This is a genomic window from Blautia acetica, assembly GCF_038739805.1.
Classification (GTDB): Bacteria; Bacillota; Clostridia; order Lachnospirales; family Lachnospiraceae; genus Blautia.
Genome location: NZ_JBBEWO010000001.1, coordinates 255234 through 274615, shown reverse-complemented (window position 1 = coordinate 274615; position 19382 = coordinate 255234). Strand labels below are relative to the sequence as shown.

The 19382-nt window shown below is 47.7% G+C and carries 17 protein-coding genes; 3 read left to right on the top strand and 14 right to left on the bottom strand.

Annotated features, from left to right (window positions below):
* Positions 1–168 precede the first annotated feature (168 nt).
* The 3 genes from WBS51_RS01280 to WBS51_RS01270 are packed head-to-tail and all read left to right on the top strand — an operon-like array spanning position 169 to position 4219.
* Positions 169–648 (top strand): complex I 24 kDa subunit family protein, encoded by a 480-nt coding sequence (locus WBS51_RS01280; protein ID WP_173747463.1) that lies wholly within the window; start codon positions 169–171, stop codon positions 646–648.
* The gene (locus WBS51_RS01275) at positions 645–2519 is read left to right on the top strand and encodes an NADH-ubiquinone oxidoreductase-F iron-sulfur binding region domain-containing protein (protein WP_173747461.1); all 1875 of its coding nucleotides are present in this window, start codon (positions 645–647) and stop codon (positions 2517–2519) included. The genes WBS51_RS01280 and WBS51_RS01275 overlap by 4 nt, the downstream gene beginning before the upstream one ends.
* An 11-nt stretch (positions 2520–2530) precedes the next feature.
* On the top strand, positions 2531–4219 hold the full coding sequence (locus WBS51_RS01270; RefSeq protein WP_291681950.1) for a [FeFe] hydrogenase, group A: 1689 nt from the start codon (positions 2531–2533) through the stop codon (positions 4217–4219).
* Between the two features lie 118 nt (positions 4220–4337).
* On the opposite strand, the gene WBS51_RS01265 is transcribed toward WBS51_RS01270, so the two are convergent.
* The 14 genes from WBS51_RS01265 to tgt all read right to left on the bottom strand — a co-directional run bounded on the left by WBS51_RS01265 (position 4338) and on the right by tgt (position 19300).
* Positions 4338–4925, bottom strand: a complete 588-nt coding sequence (locus WBS51_RS01265; RefSeq protein WP_173747457.1) for an ATP-binding cassette domain-containing protein — start codon at positions 4923–4925, stop codon at positions 4338–4340.
* Between the two features lie 2 nt (positions 4926–4927).
* Positions 4928–5644, bottom strand: a complete 717-nt coding sequence (locus tag WBS51_RS01260) for an ABC transporter permease (RefSeq protein WP_462904520.1) — start codon at positions 5642–5644, stop codon at positions 4928–4930.
* 25 nt (positions 5645–5669) lie between these two features.
* Complete coding sequence (locus tag WBS51_RS01255) at positions 5670–6695, bottom strand: ABC transporter substrate-binding protein (RefSeq protein ID WP_291681954.1); 1026 nt, start codon at positions 6693–6695, stop codon at positions 5670–5672.
* Between the two features lie 60 nt (positions 6696–6755).
* Entirely contained in the window at positions 6756–8003 is a 1248-nt protein-coding gene (locus tag WBS51_RS01250) for a DUF1015 domain-containing protein (protein ID WP_291681956.1), read from the bottom strand.
* Positions 8004–8097: 94 nt separating this feature from the next.
* The gene (locus WBS51_RS01245; RefSeq protein WP_291681958.1) at positions 8098–9261 is read right to left on the bottom strand and encodes a phosphoglycerate dehydrogenase; all 1164 of its coding nucleotides are present in this window, start codon (positions 9259–9261) and stop codon (positions 8098–8100) included.
* 1 nt (position 9262) lies between these two features.
* On the bottom strand, positions 9263–10345 hold the full coding sequence (serC, locus tag WBS51_RS01240) for a 3-phosphoserine/phosphohydroxythreonine transaminase (protein WP_173747447.1): 1083 nt from the start codon (positions 10343–10345) through the stop codon (positions 9263–9265).
* A 28-nt stretch (positions 10346–10373) separates the two neighbouring features.
* Positions 10374–12059 carry a biosynthetic-type acetolactate synthase large subunit gene (gene ilvB, locus WBS51_RS01235; protein ID WP_173747445.1) on the bottom strand — a complete coding sequence of 562 codons (1686 nt, stop codon included), beginning with the start codon at positions 12057–12059 and terminating at the stop codon, positions 10374–10376.
* A gap of 19 nt (positions 12060–12078) precedes the next feature.
* Positions 12079–13746 carry a dihydroxy-acid dehydratase gene (gene ilvD, locus WBS51_RS01230; RefSeq protein WP_173747443.1) on the bottom strand — a complete coding sequence of 556 codons (1668 nt, stop codon included), beginning with the start codon at positions 13744–13746 and terminating at the stop codon, positions 12079–12081.
* Between the two features lie 39 nt (positions 13747–13785).
* The gene (gene leuB / locus WBS51_RS01225) at positions 13786–14871 is read right to left on the bottom strand and encodes a 3-isopropylmalate dehydrogenase (protein ID WP_291681961.1); all 1086 of its coding nucleotides are present in this window, start codon (positions 14869–14871) and stop codon (positions 13786–13788) included.
* Between the two features lie 323 nt (positions 14872–15194).
* Complete coding sequence (locus tag WBS51_RS01220; protein ID WP_342694034.1) at positions 15195–16127, bottom strand: YitT family protein; 933 nt, start codon at positions 16125–16127, stop codon at positions 15195–15197.
* Positions 16066–16950 (bottom strand): L-serine ammonia-lyase, iron-sulfur-dependent, subunit alpha, encoded by an 885-nt coding sequence (sdaAA, locus tag WBS51_RS01215; protein WP_173747437.1) that lies wholly within the window; start codon positions 16948–16950, stop codon positions 16066–16068. Before sdaAA ends, WBS51_RS01220 begins: the two co-directional genes overlap by 62 nt.
* A 12-nt stretch (positions 16951–16962) precedes the next feature.
* Positions 16963–17634 (bottom strand): L-serine ammonia-lyase, iron-sulfur-dependent subunit beta, encoded by a 672-nt coding sequence (gene sdaAB / locus WBS51_RS01210; RefSeq protein ID WP_173747435.1) that lies wholly within the window; start codon positions 17632–17634, stop codon positions 16963–16965.
* A gap of 69 nt (positions 17635–17703) precedes the next feature.
* Positions 17704–18018, bottom strand: a complete 315-nt coding sequence (yajC, locus tag WBS51_RS01205; RefSeq protein WP_291681965.1) for a preprotein translocase subunit YajC — start codon at positions 18016–18018, stop codon at positions 17704–17706.
* A 145-nt stretch (positions 18019–18163) separates the two neighbouring features.
* The gene (tgt, locus tag WBS51_RS01200; protein ID WP_173747431.1) at positions 18164–19300 is read right to left on the bottom strand and encodes a tRNA guanosine(34) transglycosylase Tgt; all 1137 of its coding nucleotides are present in this window, start codon (positions 19298–19300) and stop codon (positions 18164–18166) included.
* Positions 19301–19382 lie beyond the last annotated feature (82 nt).

The window sequence follows — 19382 nt, the reverse complement described above, 5'->3', positions numbered from 1 at the left end:
TTTCATTTTATCATCAAACCATTCCCTTGTAAAGTTTAAGAATAATGACTAATTTTTTATTTTTAGTCGAAAAATTGTTGTGCATTTTCCATATATAAGATATAATATAAACAACTTCGCTTATCTATTTTGGCGGTGTATTGACAATGTATGAGGAGGTATGCAATCATGCTCGACCAAAGCTACTATGAAAAAACTGACGAGATTATTGAATTCTATGGCCGAAAAGCAAGTTCTCTGATTCCCATTATGCAGGATATTCAGGCAGAATACCGTTATCTGCCCGGAGAATTGCTGACCTATGTGGCAAAGGAAATCGGTGTCCGTGAGGCAAAGGCGTACAGCGTAGCCACTTTCTATGAAAACTTTTCTTTTGAACCCAAGGGAAAATACATCATTAAAGTCTGCGACGGAACAGCCTGTCATGTCCGTAAGTCCATCCCAATTCTGGAAGCCCTGCAAAAAGAACTGGGACTCAGCAGAAAAAAACACACCACTGACGATATGCTCTTTACCGTGGAAACGGTATCCTGTCTCGGTGCCTGCGGTCTTGCCCCTACCATGACGGTCAACAACGAAGTCCACCCATCCATGACGCCGGAAAAGGCGCTGGAATTAATTGCGGAACTGCGAGGTGACAATGTATGATAATTGAAAACAGAGATGCCTTATTAAAAGAACGGGAAGCTGCCCAAAAAGAAATCGACGCTTACAAGTGCAGAATCCTGGTATGTGCCGGAACCGGCTGCGTAGCTTCAGGTTCCGAAAAAATATACAACAAAATGCTGGAACTGTGTCAGGATTTAGAAGGAGTGTCCGTGGAATTTCAAAAAGATGTTCCTCATATCGGCGCTGTCAAAACCGGATGTCAGGGAATTTGTGAACTTGGCCCTCTGGTGAGAATCGAACCCTGCCATTACCAGTATGTGAAAGTACAGGAAGAAGACTGCCAGGAAATCTTCCAGCGCACGGTTTTAAAACAGGAGCCTGTAGAACGGCTGTTTTATAAGAAAAACGGAGAATCCTACGCAACTCCCGATGAAATTCCTTTCATTGCCAAACAGACCAGAATCGTATTGGAAAACTGCGGTAAATTCGATGCGGAATCTCTGGACGAATACATAGCTTCCGGCGGATACGACGCCCTTGCCAAAGCGCTCTTTGACATGACACCGGAGGATGTTTTAGAGGAGGTAGACCAATCTAAGCTTCGGGGAAGAGGCGGCGGCGGTTTCCCTGCCGGAAGAAAGTGGAAACAGGTGGCAGCCCACAAAGACGTACCGGAACATTTTGTGGTATGTAATGGTGACGAGGGCGACCCAGGTGCTTTCATGGACGGCAGCGTAATGGAAGGCGACCCTTACCGCTTAATCGAAGGTATGACCATTGCCGCTTACGCAACAGGGGCACAAAACGGTTATATCTATGTTCGCGCAGAATATCCTCTTTCTGTAGCCCGTCTGCGTCATGCTATTCGCCAGGCGGAAGAAAAAGGACTCCTTGGAAATCACATTCTGGGAACTGATTTTTCTTTCCATATGCATATTAACCGGGGCGCCGGCGCTTTCGTCTGCGGAGAAGGCTCTGCCCTTACCGCTTCTATCGAAGGGGACCGCGGTATGCCCCGTACCAAACCGCCAAGGACTGTTGACCAGGGTCTGTGGGCGAAACCAACGGTTTTAAACAATGTAGAAACTTTTGCCAATGTACCCGGTATTATCTTAAAAGGAGCCCAGTGGTTCAGAACCATCGGCACTGAGGGGAGTCCGGGAACTAAGACGTTCTCCATCACCGGTTCCATTGAAAACACAGGACTTATCGAAGTTCCCATGGGAACCACCCTGCGGGAAATTATTTACGACATCGGCGGCGGTATCAAAGGCGGCGGAGACTTCAAAGCCATTCAGATTGGCGGTCCCTCCGGCGGCTGTCTCACCAGTGAACATCTGGATGTAGGGCTGGATTTTGACAATGTAAAGAAATACAATGCCATTATGGGCTCCGGCGGCCTGGTAGTTATGGATGAAAACACCTGCATGGTAGAAGTAGCCCGCTTTTTCATGAGTTTCACCCAGAGAGAATCCTGCGGAAAATGTGTTCCCTGCCGGGAAGGCACGAAACGCATGCTGGAAATTCTGGAACGCATTGTAAACGGAGAAGGAAAGCTGGAAGATTTGGATACCCTGGAGGAACTGGCCTCTATGGTAAAGGGCATGGCGCTGTGCGGTCTTGGAAAGAGTGCGCCTTTGCCGGTTATCAGTACATTAAAGACCTTCCGCAAGGAATACGAGGAGCATATTTTGGAACACAAATGTGCGGCGAAAAGCTGTACTGCCATGAGACGCTATATCATCAATCCCGAATTCTGTAAGGGCTGCGGCAAATGTGCAAAGAACTGTCCTGTGGGAGCTATTACCGGCGTCCGCAAGGAAACTTACCACATCAATCCGAATCTTTGTATCAAGTGTGATTCCTGCCGGGAAAACTGTGCATTTGATGCAGTTTATGTTGAATATTAGGAGGGACTATTATGGGATTTATGACAATAGACGGCAGAAAGGTAGCGTTTACCGATGAAAAAAATGTCCTTTCTGTTATCCGCAATGCCGGCATTGATTTGCCAACGCTTTGCTATCATTCGGAATTATCCATTTTCGGTGCCTGTCGCTTGTGTACCGTAGAAGATGACCGGGGACGCACCTTTGCCTCCTGCTCAGAAGAGCCAAGAGACGGCATGGTGATTTATACCAACTCGGGAAAAATCAAAAAATACAGAAAAATGATTGTGGAACTGCTGTTGTCTGCACATTGCCGGGACTGCACCACTTGTGTAAAAAGCGGCGAATGTGTGCTGCAGGATTTGGCACACCGCATGAATATTACTTCCGTGCGTTTCCAGAACACCAGAGAGCCGCGTCCTTTGGATGACAGTTCTCCTGCGCTGGTAAGAGACCCCAATAAATGCATCCTCTGCGGAGACTGTGTCCGGGCCTGCAGCGAACTTCAGGGACTGGGGGTGCTGGGCTTTGCGCACCGGGGTACGGACGCCATGGTTATGCCTGCTTTTGACAAACCCCTGTCCGCCACGGATTGTGTAAGCTGCGGTCAGTGCCGGGTCTTCTGTCCAACCGGAGCCATCAGTATTAAAACGCAGATGGACGAGGTTTGGGACGCCATTGCAGACCCCAATACCCGTGTAGTCGCACAGGTCGCTCCCGCTGTCCGGGTTGCTGTGGGAGATGCTTTCGGTCTTACCCGGGGCCACAGCGTCATGGGCAAGCTGGTGGCTGTTCTGCACCGCATGGGCTTTGATGAAGTTTACGATACAGCCTTTGCCGCAGACCTTACCATTATGGAAGAATCCAAGGAATTTCTGGACAGAGTGGAAAAAGGTGAAAATCTTCCTCTTTTTACTTCCTGCTGTCCCGCATGGGTGAAATACCTCAGTGACCAGTATCCGGAATTTAAGGATAACCTTTCCACCTGCCGTTCTCCTCAGGGTATGTTCTCTGCTGTTATGAAGGAATACTACCGTGACCCGGAGAAAAATCAGGGCAAGAAAACGTTTGTGGTATCCATCATGCCGTGTACCGCGAAGAAAATGGAAATTCTCCGCCCCAACAACTTTACCAAAGGGGAACAGGATACTGATGTGGTTATTACCACTACAGAACTCATCCGCATGATTCGCAATTCCGGCATTGAATTCTCTACACTGGTTACGGAAGCCTGTGATATGCCGTTTGGATTCGGCTCCGGCGCCGGCGTTATCTTCGGTGTTACCGGAGGTGTGACAGAAGCTATGCTGCGCCGCTTTGCGGACCGCCACGACAAAGCCACCATGGACAGCGTTGCGGAAGCAGGTGCCAGAGGCGAGGACGGTATCAAAGAATTTACCGTTACCTATAAAGGCACGCCGCTGCATGTCTGCGTCGTCAGCGGATTGGCCAATGCCCATACCGTTATGGAAAATATCCGAAGCGGCAGAAAGCAGTACCACATTGTGGAAGTTATGGCCTGCCGCAGGGGTTGTATCATGGGCGGCGGACAGCCTCCGAGAGCCGGCAGCCGCACGAAGAGCGCCAGAATGGAGGGTCTGTATCAGGCAGACAACGTAACCAGCATCCGCAAGGCAGACGAAAATCCATTGATTGTCTCTCTTTATGATGGACTTCTGAAAGGAAAAGTGCATGAACTGCTTCATGTAGATGAGTATTGAGATGAATAGATAAACGAGACTGCTGTAGAAAGAAACAGACCTTTTAAGAGGCACAGGAATATGTCTTCTTGTGCCTCTTTACATCCAGGATTATTTCCTTTTCGCATACTTGTGAATCTCAAAGTTCTAAAATTTCCGCTCCCAGGATTTCCGCTTCTTCCTTTTCATGGGTAACGCAAAGTACAGTCTTTCCTCTGCACTTTTCCCGCACAAAGGCCAGCACCTTATCCTTTGTTTCCCTGTCCAGTCCCTTAAACGGCTCGTCTAAAAACAATATATTCCAGTCTGCATACAGAGCTCTTAAAAGGGCCGCCCTTCGCTTCATACCCCCGGACAACTCTTTTACCGGACGCTTCCCCCAGCCTTCTAATCCCACTGCCGAAAACCCGTCTTGCAGCTGCTGCAAAAAGTCCCTGCTTCTGCCTTTCCCTCCCTTCTGTACCAGGCGAATATTGGCTTCTGTACTGAGATTTTCGCACAGCCTGTCCTCCTGAAAAACAGCGCTGATTCTTTTGTTTTCCAGTCCTGTAATCTCTCCGCCATCCGGCTTTTCCAGTCCCATAAGGATTCTAAGAAGCGTGGTTTTCCCTTTTCCTGAGGCTGCCATAACACAGGTGGTTTTCCCTTCCGGAATTTCTGCGCAGAAATTTTCCAATACCTGATGCTCTCCATAGGCTTTGTTCAGATTTGTAATTTGGATTCCCATACCTATCTCCTCTCCAGTTTCCTTACGCCCCAGTCAATGACTCCCAAAAACACCTTCTCAAACAGCAGACTGATCACAATAATGACCACCGTCCAGGCAAACAAATCCGGCGTGTCCAGATACACCTTTGCCTGATATAAATGCTCTCCAATAGAGCCGTCAGGGATTCCGATAACCTCTGCCGCTACTCCCGCTTTCCAGCAAAGTCCCAGAGCCACACAACAGCCGGAACGGAAAAAGGGCAGCACCTGCGACAGATAAATATAGCGGATTTTTCTCATCCGCGAGACCTGAAATACCTGCGCCATTTCCAACAGCTTTTTATCCACACTTTCTATCCCCTGGATCACATTGGTATAAACCACCGGAAAAACCATAAAAAAAGAAATAAATACGGACAGATTCTTTGAAGGTATCCAGATAAGCACCAAAATCACAAAAGACGCTACCGGAATGGATTTCATGGTAAGCACCAAAGGCGCCAGAAGTTCCCGTATTCTGCAAAAACCAAAAGAAACTCCTCCCAGTACCACCCCCAGGGCCGTACCCAGCAAAAATCCGCTGACAATGCGCAGGACGGAAAACGCACAGGACAGCCAGAATGTACTTTCCCATACCAGTGTTTTCAATCTCTGTAAGACAGCAACAGGAGATACCAGAAGTATCTCCTGTCCGATGGCTATACTGGCTGCCTGCCAGATAAGCAGCCAAAATGCCACTGCCCAGAGCCGGATTTGCCTTTTTTTATTTTTCGATATAATAGAAATCATCTCCCGGCACTGCGCCTCCTACCGCCTGTGGGTTCTGGTTTTTCAGCACCTCCAGATAACCGGAAAGCTGCTCCTTCATATCCTCGCCATCCATATATACAATGTTACATTCCGGCAGGGCTTTTTCTGCAATTTCTGCAGTAACAATGTCATATTTTCCTACCAACTGGGCTGCTTCTTTCGTATTCTCGTTTACATATTCCACAGAGTCCTCGTAATGCTCCAGAAAATCTTCCACGGCCTGGGGATGTTCTTCCACAAACTCTGTGCGGGCTACCACAACACCGGTAATCATACTGCTTTTTGTATCTTCCCCGGACTGTACCTTTTCCCATTCTTCCGTCAAATCCAAGGCCGTACGGATAGCCGGATTTTTGGTCTGGGCCGTGGTCACAAAGGGCTGCGGCAGCATGGCAATACCGTTTTCCGTACTGGAAATTGCTGCAACACACTCAGAATGTTCGCTTTTCCACTCGATGGTTACGCCTTTTTCCGGGTCAATTCCGTTTGCAGACAAAATATAATCCAGGGCATACTCCGGTGTAGAGCCCTTGCCGCTGGCATAAATGGTTTTTCCTTTTAAATCCGCCACAGACTGCACACTGTTCCCATTCTCCACAAGATACAGCACCCCAAGGGTATTCACAGCCAGAACCTGCACCTTTCCCTCTGTTTTATTATAAAGTACAGAGGCCAGGTTTGCCGGAACCGCAGCAATGTCCGTTTCTCCCTGCACCAGCTTTGGGGAAACCTCATCTGCAGAAGCGGCAATGGAGAACTGATAATTTTCATCCGTCAGCTTTCCCTGCTCCGCTTCATCCATAAACTGCACCATCCCCATAGCGGTAGGCCCTTTTAAGGCTGTAATGTTTATATCGACAGGATTTTCTTTCTGTTCTTCTTCTTTTTCTGTGTCTGTAGCTGCTTTGCTGCCGCACCCGCTTATGGATACTGCTGCCAGAGCCACAGCCAACAGCATGACCGCCATCTTTTTCTTCATGTTTGTCCTTCCTTTCTCTCCTGTAAAATCCAGTATTATTTTTTATTTTACCATACAAAATCAGCAGCCGTCCATAGCTATCTTATGGATAAGGAGTCCGCTGCGCAGCTTTGGCTCAAACCAGGTGGATTTCGGCGGCATCAGCCTTCCTTCATCTGCTGTTTCCATGATTTCCTCCATAGTAACCGGATACAGGGAAAAGGCTGCTCCGCCCTGCTTTTTCACCTGTACTTCCAGTTCTTCCAGCCCACGGATACCTCCCATAAAAGAAATTCTCTTATCTTCTCCCGGCTTTTCAATGCCAAGTATGGGAGCCAGTACAAGATTTTGCAGCACAGCCACATCCAGACCCTCTACCGCATCCTGAGGCCGAAATGCTTCCATAAGTTCCAGCTGATACCAGCCATCGGGCAGACAAAGCCCAAAACTGCCTTTTCTCCTTGGTTTCACCGGACCTGCTGTCTTTGTCACAGAAAAATATTGTTTCAGCGCTTCTAGAAAGTCCTCTCTTTCAAGCCCGTTTAAATCCCTTACCACACGGTTGTAATCCAGAATTTCCAGTTCATCGGAAGGAAACAAAACGCTGAGAAAATACTGGTATTCTTCCTTTCCCTTCTTATCCGGGCAGGCTTTTCGCATTTCCAGGGCCGTCTTTACAGCCGAAGCTGCTCTGTGGTGTCCGTCTGCAATATACAGAGCCTCTGTTTTCAAAAAAAGCTGCTGAATTTTCTCTATAGTCAGTTTTTCACGGATAATCCAGACTCTGTGTCCAATTCCATCCTCGGAAACAAATTGATATACCGGTGCTGTCCGTTTGCGGATTTCCAGGAGTCTGCGAAGCTCCGCTATGGGGCGGTGTACCAGAAACACTGGCCCTGTCTGGGCTCCGCATGCCTGTATGTGGCGAATACGGTCTGCTTCCTTTTCCGGTTTGGTGTTCTCATGACGCCGGATAACCTGCTGCAGATAGTCTTCCGCAGAAGCGCAGGCTGCAATTCCCGTCTGTACATGGCTGCCCCGTTTCAGTTCATAAATGTAAAAACAAGGTTCCTTCTCTTCGATAAAATCCCCTTCCCGGATTCGCTGTTCCAGAAGTTTTGCCGCTTTTTCGTAAACTTCCGGGCTGTACATATCCATATCCGGCAAAAACTGCGTCTCCGGACGGTCTATGGCAAGAAAGGAGTGTGGATGTATCTTGGTTTCCTCTGCCGCCTCTTCTCTGTTGTACACATCATAAGGCAAAGCCGCAATCTCTGCCGCCTTTGCCGCAATAGGACGAATTGCCCGAAATGGTCGGATATCTGCCATAATTTTTCCCCTTTCACAAAATGTCAAAAGAGGTTCCTGCACCCCTGCACAAGAAAATTTTTCCTATGCAGGCGGCACAGCAGCCTCCCTTCTCTTATTTTACAATTCTGACTCTGTATACGTGCTCAATGGCTTTCAGCGCCTCTGCCACCTGACCGTCAATGGGGGATGCCACATCCAGCATGGTATAAGCATAATCCCCTTTACTTTTATTGGTCATGTTGGCAATATTCACCCCTGCGTCACCCAGGGTTTTGGTAAACTGAGAAATCATGTTCGGCACATTTTTATGGTTAATGGTAATTCTTCCCGCATCCACACATCTTCCGGCGTCACAATCCGGGTAATTCACAGAATTCTTAATGTTTCCGTTTTCCAGATAATCCATAACCTGTTGAACCGCCATAACGGCGCAGTTATCCTCAGATTCCTCTGTAGACGCACCCAGATGCGGGGTTACCAGCGTATTTGGAGCATTGGCTACTACAGGATTGGCAAAATCCGTCACATATTTTTTCACCTTTCCTTCTTCCAGGGCTTTGCACAAAGCCTCTTCATCCACCAGAAGGTCTCTGGCAAAATTCAGAAGAACGACACCATCCTTCATCTGTGCGATTTCTTCCCTGCCAATCATTTTTTTCGTGCTTTCCAGAAGCGGCACATGAATGGTAATATAGTCGCAGTCCCGGTAAATCTCGCTGACTTCATTAATGTGGTGAATGTTTCTGGACAGACTCCATGCTGCATCTACAGAAATAAAGGGGTCATATCCGTAAACTTCCATTCCCAGATGTACCGCTGCATTGGCTACCTTAACGCCTATGGCGCCCAAACCGATAATGCCCAGTTTTTTGCCGCTGATTTCACATCCTGCAAATTTTTTCTTCTCTTTTTCTGCCTTTTTTGCCAAATCATCTGCCGGTTCCTGACTTTTCAGCCACTCAATGCCCCCTACAATGTCTCTGGAAGCCAGAAGCATACCTGCCAGCACCATTTCCTTTACGCCGTTGGCATTGGCTCCCGGTGTGTTAAAAACTACCACGCCCTTTTTTGCCAGTTCCTCCAGGGGAATGTTGTTGACACCTGCACCGGCTCTTGCTACGGCCGATACCTGCTGTGGCAGTTCCATCTGGTGCATATCTGCGCTTCGCACCAGTATGGCATCTGCCTCTGTTGCGCCTTCTGTCTTTTCATATTCCTGATTAAATTCCTTTAAACCCACCTGAGAAATGGGATTCAGACAATGATACCGATACATATTAGACATTCTCCTTCTCAAATTTTTTCATAAAGTCCACCAGAGTTTCCACACCTTCTATCGGCATGGCATTGTAAATGCTGGCTCTCATGCCGCCCACACTTCTGTGGCCTTTCAGATTTTCCAGTCCCGCTTCCTTTGCCTCTTTTACAAATTTCGCATCTAACTGCGCATTTCCGGTTACAAAAGGCACATTCATAAGAGAACGGTCTTTCGGCACAACGGTTCCTTTAAACAAATGGCTTTCATCCAGGAAATCATACAAAAGCTTTGCTTTCTTTTCGTTCCGCTCTTTCATCACAGCAAGACCACCCATATTTTTCAGCCATTTAAAGACTTTGCCGCACATATAAATGCAGTAGCTGTTTGGCGTATTGTACAGAGAGCCTGCGTCTGCATGGGTTTTAAATGTCAGCATGGTGGGCGTGCCTTTCATCACATCTTCGGTAATCAGGTCTTCCCGGATAATGGAAATCACCATGCCGGCCGGGCCGATATTTTTCTGTACGCCGCCGTAGAGAATGCCGTATTTGCTTACATCCACCGGCTCAGACAGGAAACAGGAGGACACATCAGACACCAATGTTTTGCCTTTGGTATTTGGCAGTTTTTTAAATTTTGTACCGTAAATGGTGTTATTTTCACAGATGTACACGTAATCTGCATTGGGACTGATATCCAAATCGGAACAATCCGGTATGTAAGAAAAGGTTTTATCCTCAGAAGAAGCAATCTTGTTTGCCTTTCCGTATTTCTGCGCTTCCTGCCATGCCTTTTTTGCCCACTGTCCGGTGACAATGTAATCTGCCTCCCCGTGCTTCATAAGATTCATGGGAATCATGGCAAACTGCTGGCTGGCCCCTCCCTGCAGAAAGAGCACCTTGTAGTTGTCCGGTATCTGCAGCAAATCTCTCAAATCTGCCTCTGCCTCGTTTAGAATTGTTTCAAACATACCGGAACGGTGACTCATCTCCATAACGGACATGCCGCAGCCTCTGTAATCTAACATTTCATCTGCTGCTTCTCTTAACACTTCCTCCGGCAGTACAGCCGGACCCGCTGAAAAATTGTAAACTCTGCTCATGATGCTTCCTCCTCTGATTTCTCTTTCTTTATTTCTGTCTTTTCTCCAAATCCGCCTCGTCAAAAGCGTCTTCAATGTTGGCTCCTGCCGGAACCATCGGAAATACTTTGTCATCACTGTCAATGATACAGTCCAAAACCACTGTTGTATTTAACCGAATAGCCTCCTGAATAGCCCCGGCCAAATCTTCTTTTCGGGTAACGCGGATTCCCACGGCACCCATGGCTTCTGCCAGCTTCACAAAGTCTACCTTGTCTCTTAACACTGTATTAGAATACCTGCCCTCATAGAACAAAGTCTGCCACTGACGCACCATGCCAAGCACCTGATTGTTGACTACCACCTGAATCAAGGGGAGGTCATTTCTGGTAGCTGTGGCAATCTCATTCATATTCATTCGGAAACAGCCGTCTCCCGCTACATTGATGACAACCTTGTCCGGATTACCCATTTTGGCCCCGATGGCCGCTCCCAGACCGTATCCCATGGTGCCCAGACCACCGGAGGACAGAAACGTACGGGGCATGGTATATTTGTAATACTGGGCCGCCCACATCTGGTGCTGTCCTACTTCTGTCACAATAATGGCTTCTCCATTGGTCTGCTTATACAACTCTTCGATAATACCCGGACCTGTAAGTCCTTCCTGATGATAGGATAAGGGGTATTTCTCCTTCAATTCTTCTATGGTTTCCAACCATTCTTTATGCTCTGCTGCCGGAACCATATGATTTAACTGCTTCAAAACTTCTTTTGCGTCTCCGATAACACTGCAGTCCACCAACACATTTTTATTGATTTCCGCTGCATCTACATCAATATGAAGAATTTTTGCGTTTCGTGCAAAATTCCGCGGATTTCCGATAACGCGGTCAGAAAATCTGGCTCCAATGGCAATGAGCAGGTCGCACTTTGTGACGCCCAGATTGGAGGCTTTGGTTCCGTGCATACCCAACATTCCTGTATAATAAGGGTCTGTACCGGAAAACACGCCTTTTCCCATAAGAGAATCCGTCACCGGACTCTGAATCTTATGGGCCAGTTCTCTGACTTCTTCCCAGGCATTGGCCGCCGCTGCGCCGCCGCCCACAAAAATAAAGGGACGTTTCGCTTCCTGAATCATCTGCGCCGCTTTTTCCAGACTTTCCTGTGTGATTTCTTCCACATAAGGTTTCACCTTTTTCGGCACATAAGGCGTAAATTCTGTTTTATTTGCCGTTACATCTTTGGTAATATCCACAAGTACCGGCCCCGGTCTGCCGCTTTTTGCAATGACAAAAGCACGGCGGATTGTTCTGGCCAGCTTTGTTACGTCCTTCACGATAAAACTGTGCTTGGTAATGGGCATAACCACCCCTGCAATATCCACCTCCTGGAAACTGTCCTTTCCCAGAAGAGGCAGGCCTACGTTGCAGGTAATGGCCACAATGGGGATGGAATCCATATGGGCAGTGGCAATTCCCGTTACCAGATTGGTAGCGCCGGGACCGCTGGTAGCCAGACAGACTCCCACTTTTCCGGTAGAACGGGCATAACCGTCTGCCGCATGGGCCGCCCCCTGCTCATGGGAAGTCAGCACATGATGGATTTCTCCCTGCTGTTTATACAATTCATCATATATGTTCAGTATCGTACCGCCCGGATACCCGAAAACCGTATCGACACCCTGTTCTTTCAGACATTCCATTACGATTTGCGCACCTGTCAGCTGCATAGACAAATCCTCCCTCTGTTTATTTCTGGATTTCCAGTACAGCGCCTCTGTTTCCGCTGGTTACCATAGAGGCATACCGTGCCAGATATCCGGTAGTCACTTTCGGCTCTCTTGGCTGCCATTTCGCTCTTCTGGCCGCCAGCTCTTCCTCGGACACTGCCAGTTCCAGCTTGGTTTCCGGAATGTTAATGCGAATCATATCCCCCTCTTCTACCAAGGCAATAGGACCGCCTACTGCTGCTTCCGGAGAAATATGCCCAATGGAAGCGCCCCTTGACGCACCGGAGAAGCGGCCGTCTGTAATCAGCGCTACACTGGAGCCCAGTCCCATACCGGCAATCGCGGAAGTGGGATTCAGCATTTCCCGCATACCGGGGCCGCCTTTCGGTCCTTCGTAGCGGATAACCACCACATCTCCCGCCACGATTTTACCGCCTTTAATGGCTGCAATGGCGTCTTCCTCACAGTCAAAGACTCTGGCCGGGCCTTCGTGCACCATCATTTCCTCGCATACGGCGCTTCTCTTTACCACACCGCCGTGAGGCGCCAGATTTCCTGTCAGTACGGCAAGTCCCCCTGTCTGGCTGTATGGATTTTCAATAGGACGGATAACTTCCGGATTTTTATTCACACAGTTGGCAATATTCTCTCCCACGGTCTTTCCGGTTACGGTCATACAATCCAGATTCAGCAAATCTTTCTTGGTCAGTTCCTTCATAACAGCCCACACGCCGCCGGCTTCATTCAAATCTTCCATATAGGTAGGGCCTGCCGGTGCCAGATGGCACAGATTTGGCGTTTTGGCACTGATTTCATTGGCAAAGGTTATATCAAAGTCCCAGCCGATTTCATGTGCAATGGCCGGAAGGTGCAGCATGCTGTTGGTTGAGCAGCCCAGAGCCATGTCTACCGTAAGGGCATTCATCAAAGCTTCCTTTGTCATAATATCTCTTGGACGAATGTTTCTTCTGTACATTTCCATAACCTGCATACCTGCATGCTTCGCCAGCTTGATACGCTCGGAATAGACGGCCGGAATGGTTCCGTTTCCTCTTAATCCCATGCCCAGTACCTCAGTCAGGCAGTTCATGCTGTTTGCCGTATACATACCGGAACAGGAACCGCAGGTAGGGCAGACATGGTTTTCAAATTCTTCTACCTCTTCTTCCGTCATAGTTCCTGCGCTGTAAGAGCCCACGGCTTCAAACATGGAGGAAAGGCTTCTCTTCTGTCCCTGCACCTTTCCGGCCAGCATGGGGCCGCCGCTTACAAAGACCGTAGGTACATTGATTCTGGCTGCTGCCATTAAAAGTCCCGGCACATTTTTATCACAGTTAGGCACCATAACCAGGGCGTCAAACTGATGTGCCATAGCCATAGCCTCTGTAGAATCTGCAATCAAATCTCTGGTAACCAGAGAATATTTCATGCCCACATGCCCCATGGCAATGCCGTCGCAGACTGCAATGGCCGGAAATACCACCGGAGTTCCCCCTGCCATGGCAACGCCCAGTTTCACGGCATTTACGATTTTATCCAGGTTCATATGTCCCGGTACGATTTCATTATAAGAGCTGACAATTCCCACCAGCGGTTTTTCCATTTCTTCCTTGGTCATGCCCAAAGCATGAAACAGGGACCTGTGAGGCGCCTGCTGCATTCCTTTTTTTACTGCGTCACTTCTCATCTATCTTCCTTCCTTCCGACCTTTTTATTTGTTCCTTCTCTACTGAATCCGCTCTGCAATGAGACTCCCCATCTGTGCGGTTCCTGTCTTTTTCATTCCTTCAGAGTAAATATCCGGGGTTCTGTAGCCCTCTTCTAATACCTGTGCCACAGCTGCCTCCACTGCGTCCGCTTCTTTATCCAAATCCAAAGAGAAGCGCAGCATCATGGCCGCAGACAAAATGGTGGCAATAGGATTTGCAACGTCTTTTCCTGCAATATCCGGAGCTGAACCATGGCTTGGCTCGTAAAGCCCGAAGCTGGTCTCGTTTAAGCTGGCTGATGACAGCATACCGATAGACCCTGTAACCATACTGGCCTCGTCTGACAAAATATCTCCAAACATATTTTCCGTGAGAATCACATCGAACTGTCCCGGATTATGTACCAGCTGCATCGCACAGTTGTCCACCAGCATATGTTCCAGTGTAATGTCCGGGTAGTTTTTTGCCACCTCTTCCACAACCTTTCTCCACAATCTGGAGGAATCCAATACATTTGCCTTATCCACACTGGTCACTTTTTTTCTTCTTTTGCCTGCAATCTCAAAAGCCTTGATGGCAATTCTGCGAATTTCCTCTTCATTATAAGACAGCGTATCCACGGCTTTTCTCACGCCATTTTCTTCTACCGTCTTGCGTTCTCCGAAATACAGACCTCCCGTTAATTCTCTGACAATAATCATGTCGAAGCCGTCCCCAATAACCTCTTCTTTTAAAGGGCAGGCTTTTCTCAACTCATCATAGAGATAAGCTGGTCTTAAATTAGCAAACAGGTTCAGCGCCTTTCGGATACCCAGAAGGCCTGCCTCCGGTCTCTTGGACGGCTCCAGCTGATACCAGGGGGAAGTCTTTGCGTCTCCGCCGATAGAACCCATCAAAACGGCATCTGCAACCTTTGCTTTCTTTATCGTCTCCTCTGTCAGCGGTACACCGTGTGCATCAATGGAAGCGCCGCCTAAAAGCAATTCTTCATAATGAAACTCATGTCCGTACACACTGCAGACTTTATCCAGAACCTTCTTTGCTTCTCTTACAATTTCCGGGCCGATTCCGTCACCGGGAATGTACGCTATATTTCTTTTCATACTGTCACCCTTTCCGCAGTTTTGTCATTTTTTTGTCATTCATAGAATGTAATTAGTAATATGATAATCCTTTTCCTGCCATAATTCAAGCAATAATCCCTTTTGCGCTATACCTTTTCGTTATGGTTTCTATTCCCTGGAATTTTCTAAAGTTTATAGTTCCTTTATTTTGACGACACACAGTGGTCACATTTGTTCTATATACTGGGTATTGTTAAGAAATAGAAGACAGTGGCTGCAGAGTTCACGCGCGTTTGCGGCTGCTGGCCTTCGCCTAAAGACACTCCTGCATATTGCAGGTTTCTATATAGATAGTAACTTTTTTATCCTTTCTCTTTTGTAAATCCTTTCCCCATAACTTCTCTGACATCTGTCACAATCACAAAAGCCTCCGGGTCTGTTTCTTCCACCACTTCTTTTAATTTCACAAGTTCCTTTTTCCCTACCACACAGAACAGCATTTTCCTGTCCTGACGGGAATAAATCCCCTGAGCATAAATCCCTGTCAGCCCCCGGTTCAGCTCTTCCATAATCCTTTTAGATACCAGTTCTTCCTTTTCCGTAATCACATAAGCCCCTTTTGCAAAATGCATTCCTTCCATAAAGCGGTCCGCAGTCCAGGAGGTAATAAAAATCGCCACTGCCGCATACAGAGCCTTATGAATCCCAAAGACAAAAATCCCCAGCAGCACCACACTTCCATCTATAACCTGCAGAATCTGGGGAATGGAATAACCGCGCAGCTTATGTTGTATCAGAGCCGCTGCCATATCCGTTCCTCCAGTGGTTCCCTGTCCCAGAAAAATACAGCCGATTCCCACTCCCATAATGACTCCTGCCGCAAGGGCCGCCAACAGCATATCATCCTGAATCAGAGGAATGGGCGGTATGAAATACAGCCAGAAAGACAGACACAGAGCGCCAAAAACCGATTTTTTTGTAAACTCCCAGCCCTTTATCCAGATACCCAGGAAAAACAAAGGAATATTCAGCACTGCATTGGTAAACCAAAGAGGAATCCCGCCGTCTATCCAGTTCTCTGAAAGGCTCTTTATCACAATTCCCAGACCGGAAAATCCTCCTGTCACCATCTGCAGGGCATCATAGATAGAATTAATGGCAACGGACATAATCCCGGTTCCCAGAATAATCAGCAGATAAGAACGATATCGTCTTTTTTGTTGTGTGTACCGGTCACGCTTTTCCTCCTCCGAAAATTTCACAGGTTCTCTTACAGGCCGCTTCTGTTCCCGCACAGCCTCCCAATGCGCTCTCCCTCAGTTCAAAGGGCAGACTTCTTCCCACATGGTACATGGCTTCTGCCATTTCATCAAAGGGAATCATCTGCACCACACCGGCCAGCGCCTGCTCCGCACACACAAGAGCATTGGCGGATCCCATGGAGTTCCGGGTCTGACAGGGAGCCTCCACCAGCCCCGCCACCGGGTCGCAAACCAGTCCCAGGAGATTGGACAAAGCTGTAGAGGCTGCGTCCAGGCACATCTGCGGGCTTCCACCCATGACTTCCACGGCAGCAGCAGCAGCCATAGCAGACGCCGCCCCCACTTCCGCCTGACAGCCTGCTTCCGCCCCTGCCACAGAAGCGTTGCGCATAAGCAGATACCCCACAGCTCCTGCGGTATAGAGCCCGTTTAAAATCTCCTCATCTTTCAGCTGATATTCTTCCTGCAGAGCCAGAAGTACCCCCGGCACCACTCCGGAAGAACCTGCAGTCGGTGCAGCTACAATCACACCCATAGAGGCATTGACCTCCAGGACGGCCATGGCATAAGTCATAGCTTTTGACAGCATAGTTCCACAGATAGATTTCCCCATACGGCGGTGTTCCTCTAACTTCTTTGCCTCTCCGCCAATCAGTCCTCCTACGGACTTCACCGGCTGTATCAACGGTTCTTTTACCGAATTTTTCATGATTTCCAGAGCTTTTCTCATTTTTACTTCTACTTCTTCTCCACGCATCTGAGAAATCTCGGTTTCCCGTATTTTCATAACCTGAGATATGGAAAGTCCTTGTTCTGCACATAGCTGCAGCAATTCTGTTCCATGATTAAAATCCATTTTCCTGTCCTCCTATAACTGCACCAGCATAATATCCGATACCAGTGGATTTTCTCTGATTTTTTCCAATACTTCTTTTGGAATCTTCTCGTCTGATTCCACAATGGTAAACGCTGCCGCACCTTTCTCCTCCCGAAACAGACGCATAAAGGCAATGTTCACCCCTTCCTCACTTAGAATCTTTGTAATATGGGCCACCACACCCGGTTTATCTGTCTGACTGACAATCAGGGTACTGTACTCTCCTGTAAAGTCTACTTCTATCTGGTTCAGCTTCACAATCTTTACTTTTCCGCCGCCCAGAGAAACGCCACGGACAAAAAGCCGCTCTCCGTTTGTTCCCTGAATATCCATATCCGCAGTATTGGGATGAATATCGTCCGGCTCTTCTTCCGCTTTTGAAAAGCTGTATGCAATTCCCGCCTTTTTTGCCAATTCCAGAGAATCCCGAATCCGCAAATCATCGGTTTCAAATCCCATGATACCGCCCAGAAGCGCCCTGTCCGTACCATGTCCCCGATAGGTTCTGGCAAAAGAACCATACAGAGTGAACTGCACCTGCCGAATGGTTCCCGGAAACAGTTTTCTGGCCAGCAGAGCCATAGAGGCTGCGCCCGCTGTGTGGGAACTGGACGGCCCTACCATATTAGGACCAATCACTTCAAACAAACTGATACCTGTCATAATCTTCTCCTTTTCTTATGAAAGAAAAAGGTACTGCAGGATATCCCGTCAGTACCTCTCATTCTCATTTTACTCTGCAACTCCGTCGCTTGCTTTTTCTACTTCGGCAATCGCACTTTTTCTCATTGGAATTCTGCAGTTTCTGTTGTTTCCAAATTCCACAATGACATCTTCTTCTGTAATATCAATCAAGATACCATAGAAACCACTTGTTGTAACGACACTGTCGCCCACTTCCATAGCTGCCAGCATGCTTTTTACTCTCTGCTGCTCTTTTTTCTGAGGTCTCATAATCATGAAATACATCAAAAGAAAAAATACCACCAGCGGTAAGAACAAAGTAATCATGCCTCCTGTGCCGCCTGCTGCTGTTGATAATAACATCCTGCTTCCTCCTGAACCTTAAACTTTGTCTGTCAGACTGATAGACATTATTGTTATAATACACAATTTTTCTTGTTTCTTCAAGTATTTTCTCCGGTTTTTCCCAAATTTAATAGTTTTTTTATATGGGAGAAAAACGGTTTTCTTATTTCCCTGCTCCTAAAGCCATGCTTTCCAATTTCCGTGCCTTATATTCTTCGTAGCACCCTTTATCCAGCGCATCTCTGATTTCTTCCATCATCGTATTGTAGAAATACAAATTATGCAGTACACAAAGACGCATACCCAGCATTTCTTTTGCCTTTAACAGATGACGGATATAAGCTCTGCTGTAATGGCGGCAGGCCGGACACTGACATCCCTCCTCAATAGGACGGGAATCCAGTTCATATTTCGCATTAAAAAGATTTATCTTGCCGAAATTGGTATACACATGACCGTGGCGTCCATTACGGCTGGGGTACACACAGTCAAAGAAGTCCACGCCTCTTGACACGGCCTCCAGAATATTGGCAGGCGTTCCCACTCCCATGAGGTAGGTGGGCTTATTCACCGGAAGATGGGGTACTACACTGTCCAGAATCCGGTACATTTCTTCATGGGTTTCCCCCACAGCCAGACCACCGACAGCATAACCATCCAAATCCATTTTGGAAATGGTTTCTGCATGGGCAATACGGATATCATCGTAAATGGCGCCCTGATTAATTCCGAACAAAAGCTGATGGGGATTTACGGTATCCTCCAGCTGATTCAGCCTTGCCATCTCGTCCTTACATCTCTGCAGCCATCTGGTGGTGCGGTCTACAGAATTCTGCACATACTCTCTGCTGGCCACACTGGACGGACATTCGTCAAACGCCATGGCAATGGTGGAGCCCAGATTGGACTGAATCTGCATACTCTCCTCCGGTCCCATAAAAATCTTTCTTCCATCTACATGTGAGTTAAAATACACGCCCTCTTCTTTGATTTTTCTCAATTTTGAGAGAGAAAATACCTGAAATCCGCCGGAATCCGTTAAAATAGGGCGGTCCCAGTTCATAAACTTGTGCAGTCCTCCCAACTGCTTCACAATGTGGTCACCGGGGCGCACATGGAGATGATAGGTATTGGACAATTCCACCTGGGTTTTGATTTCGTGCAAATCCGTGGTAGCCACAGCCCCCTTAATAGCTGCCGCTGTACCCACATTCATAAACACGGGAGTCTCAATGGTTCCGTGTACGGTTTCCAGACGGGCTCTCTTTGCCCTGCCTTCCTGCTTCAGTACGGTATACATAAATTTATTTTCCTCTTCTTCCTGTCTTTTCTCTATGTTTTACATGCCATAGGAGAATGTGATTTCTCTTTTTATGGAATCT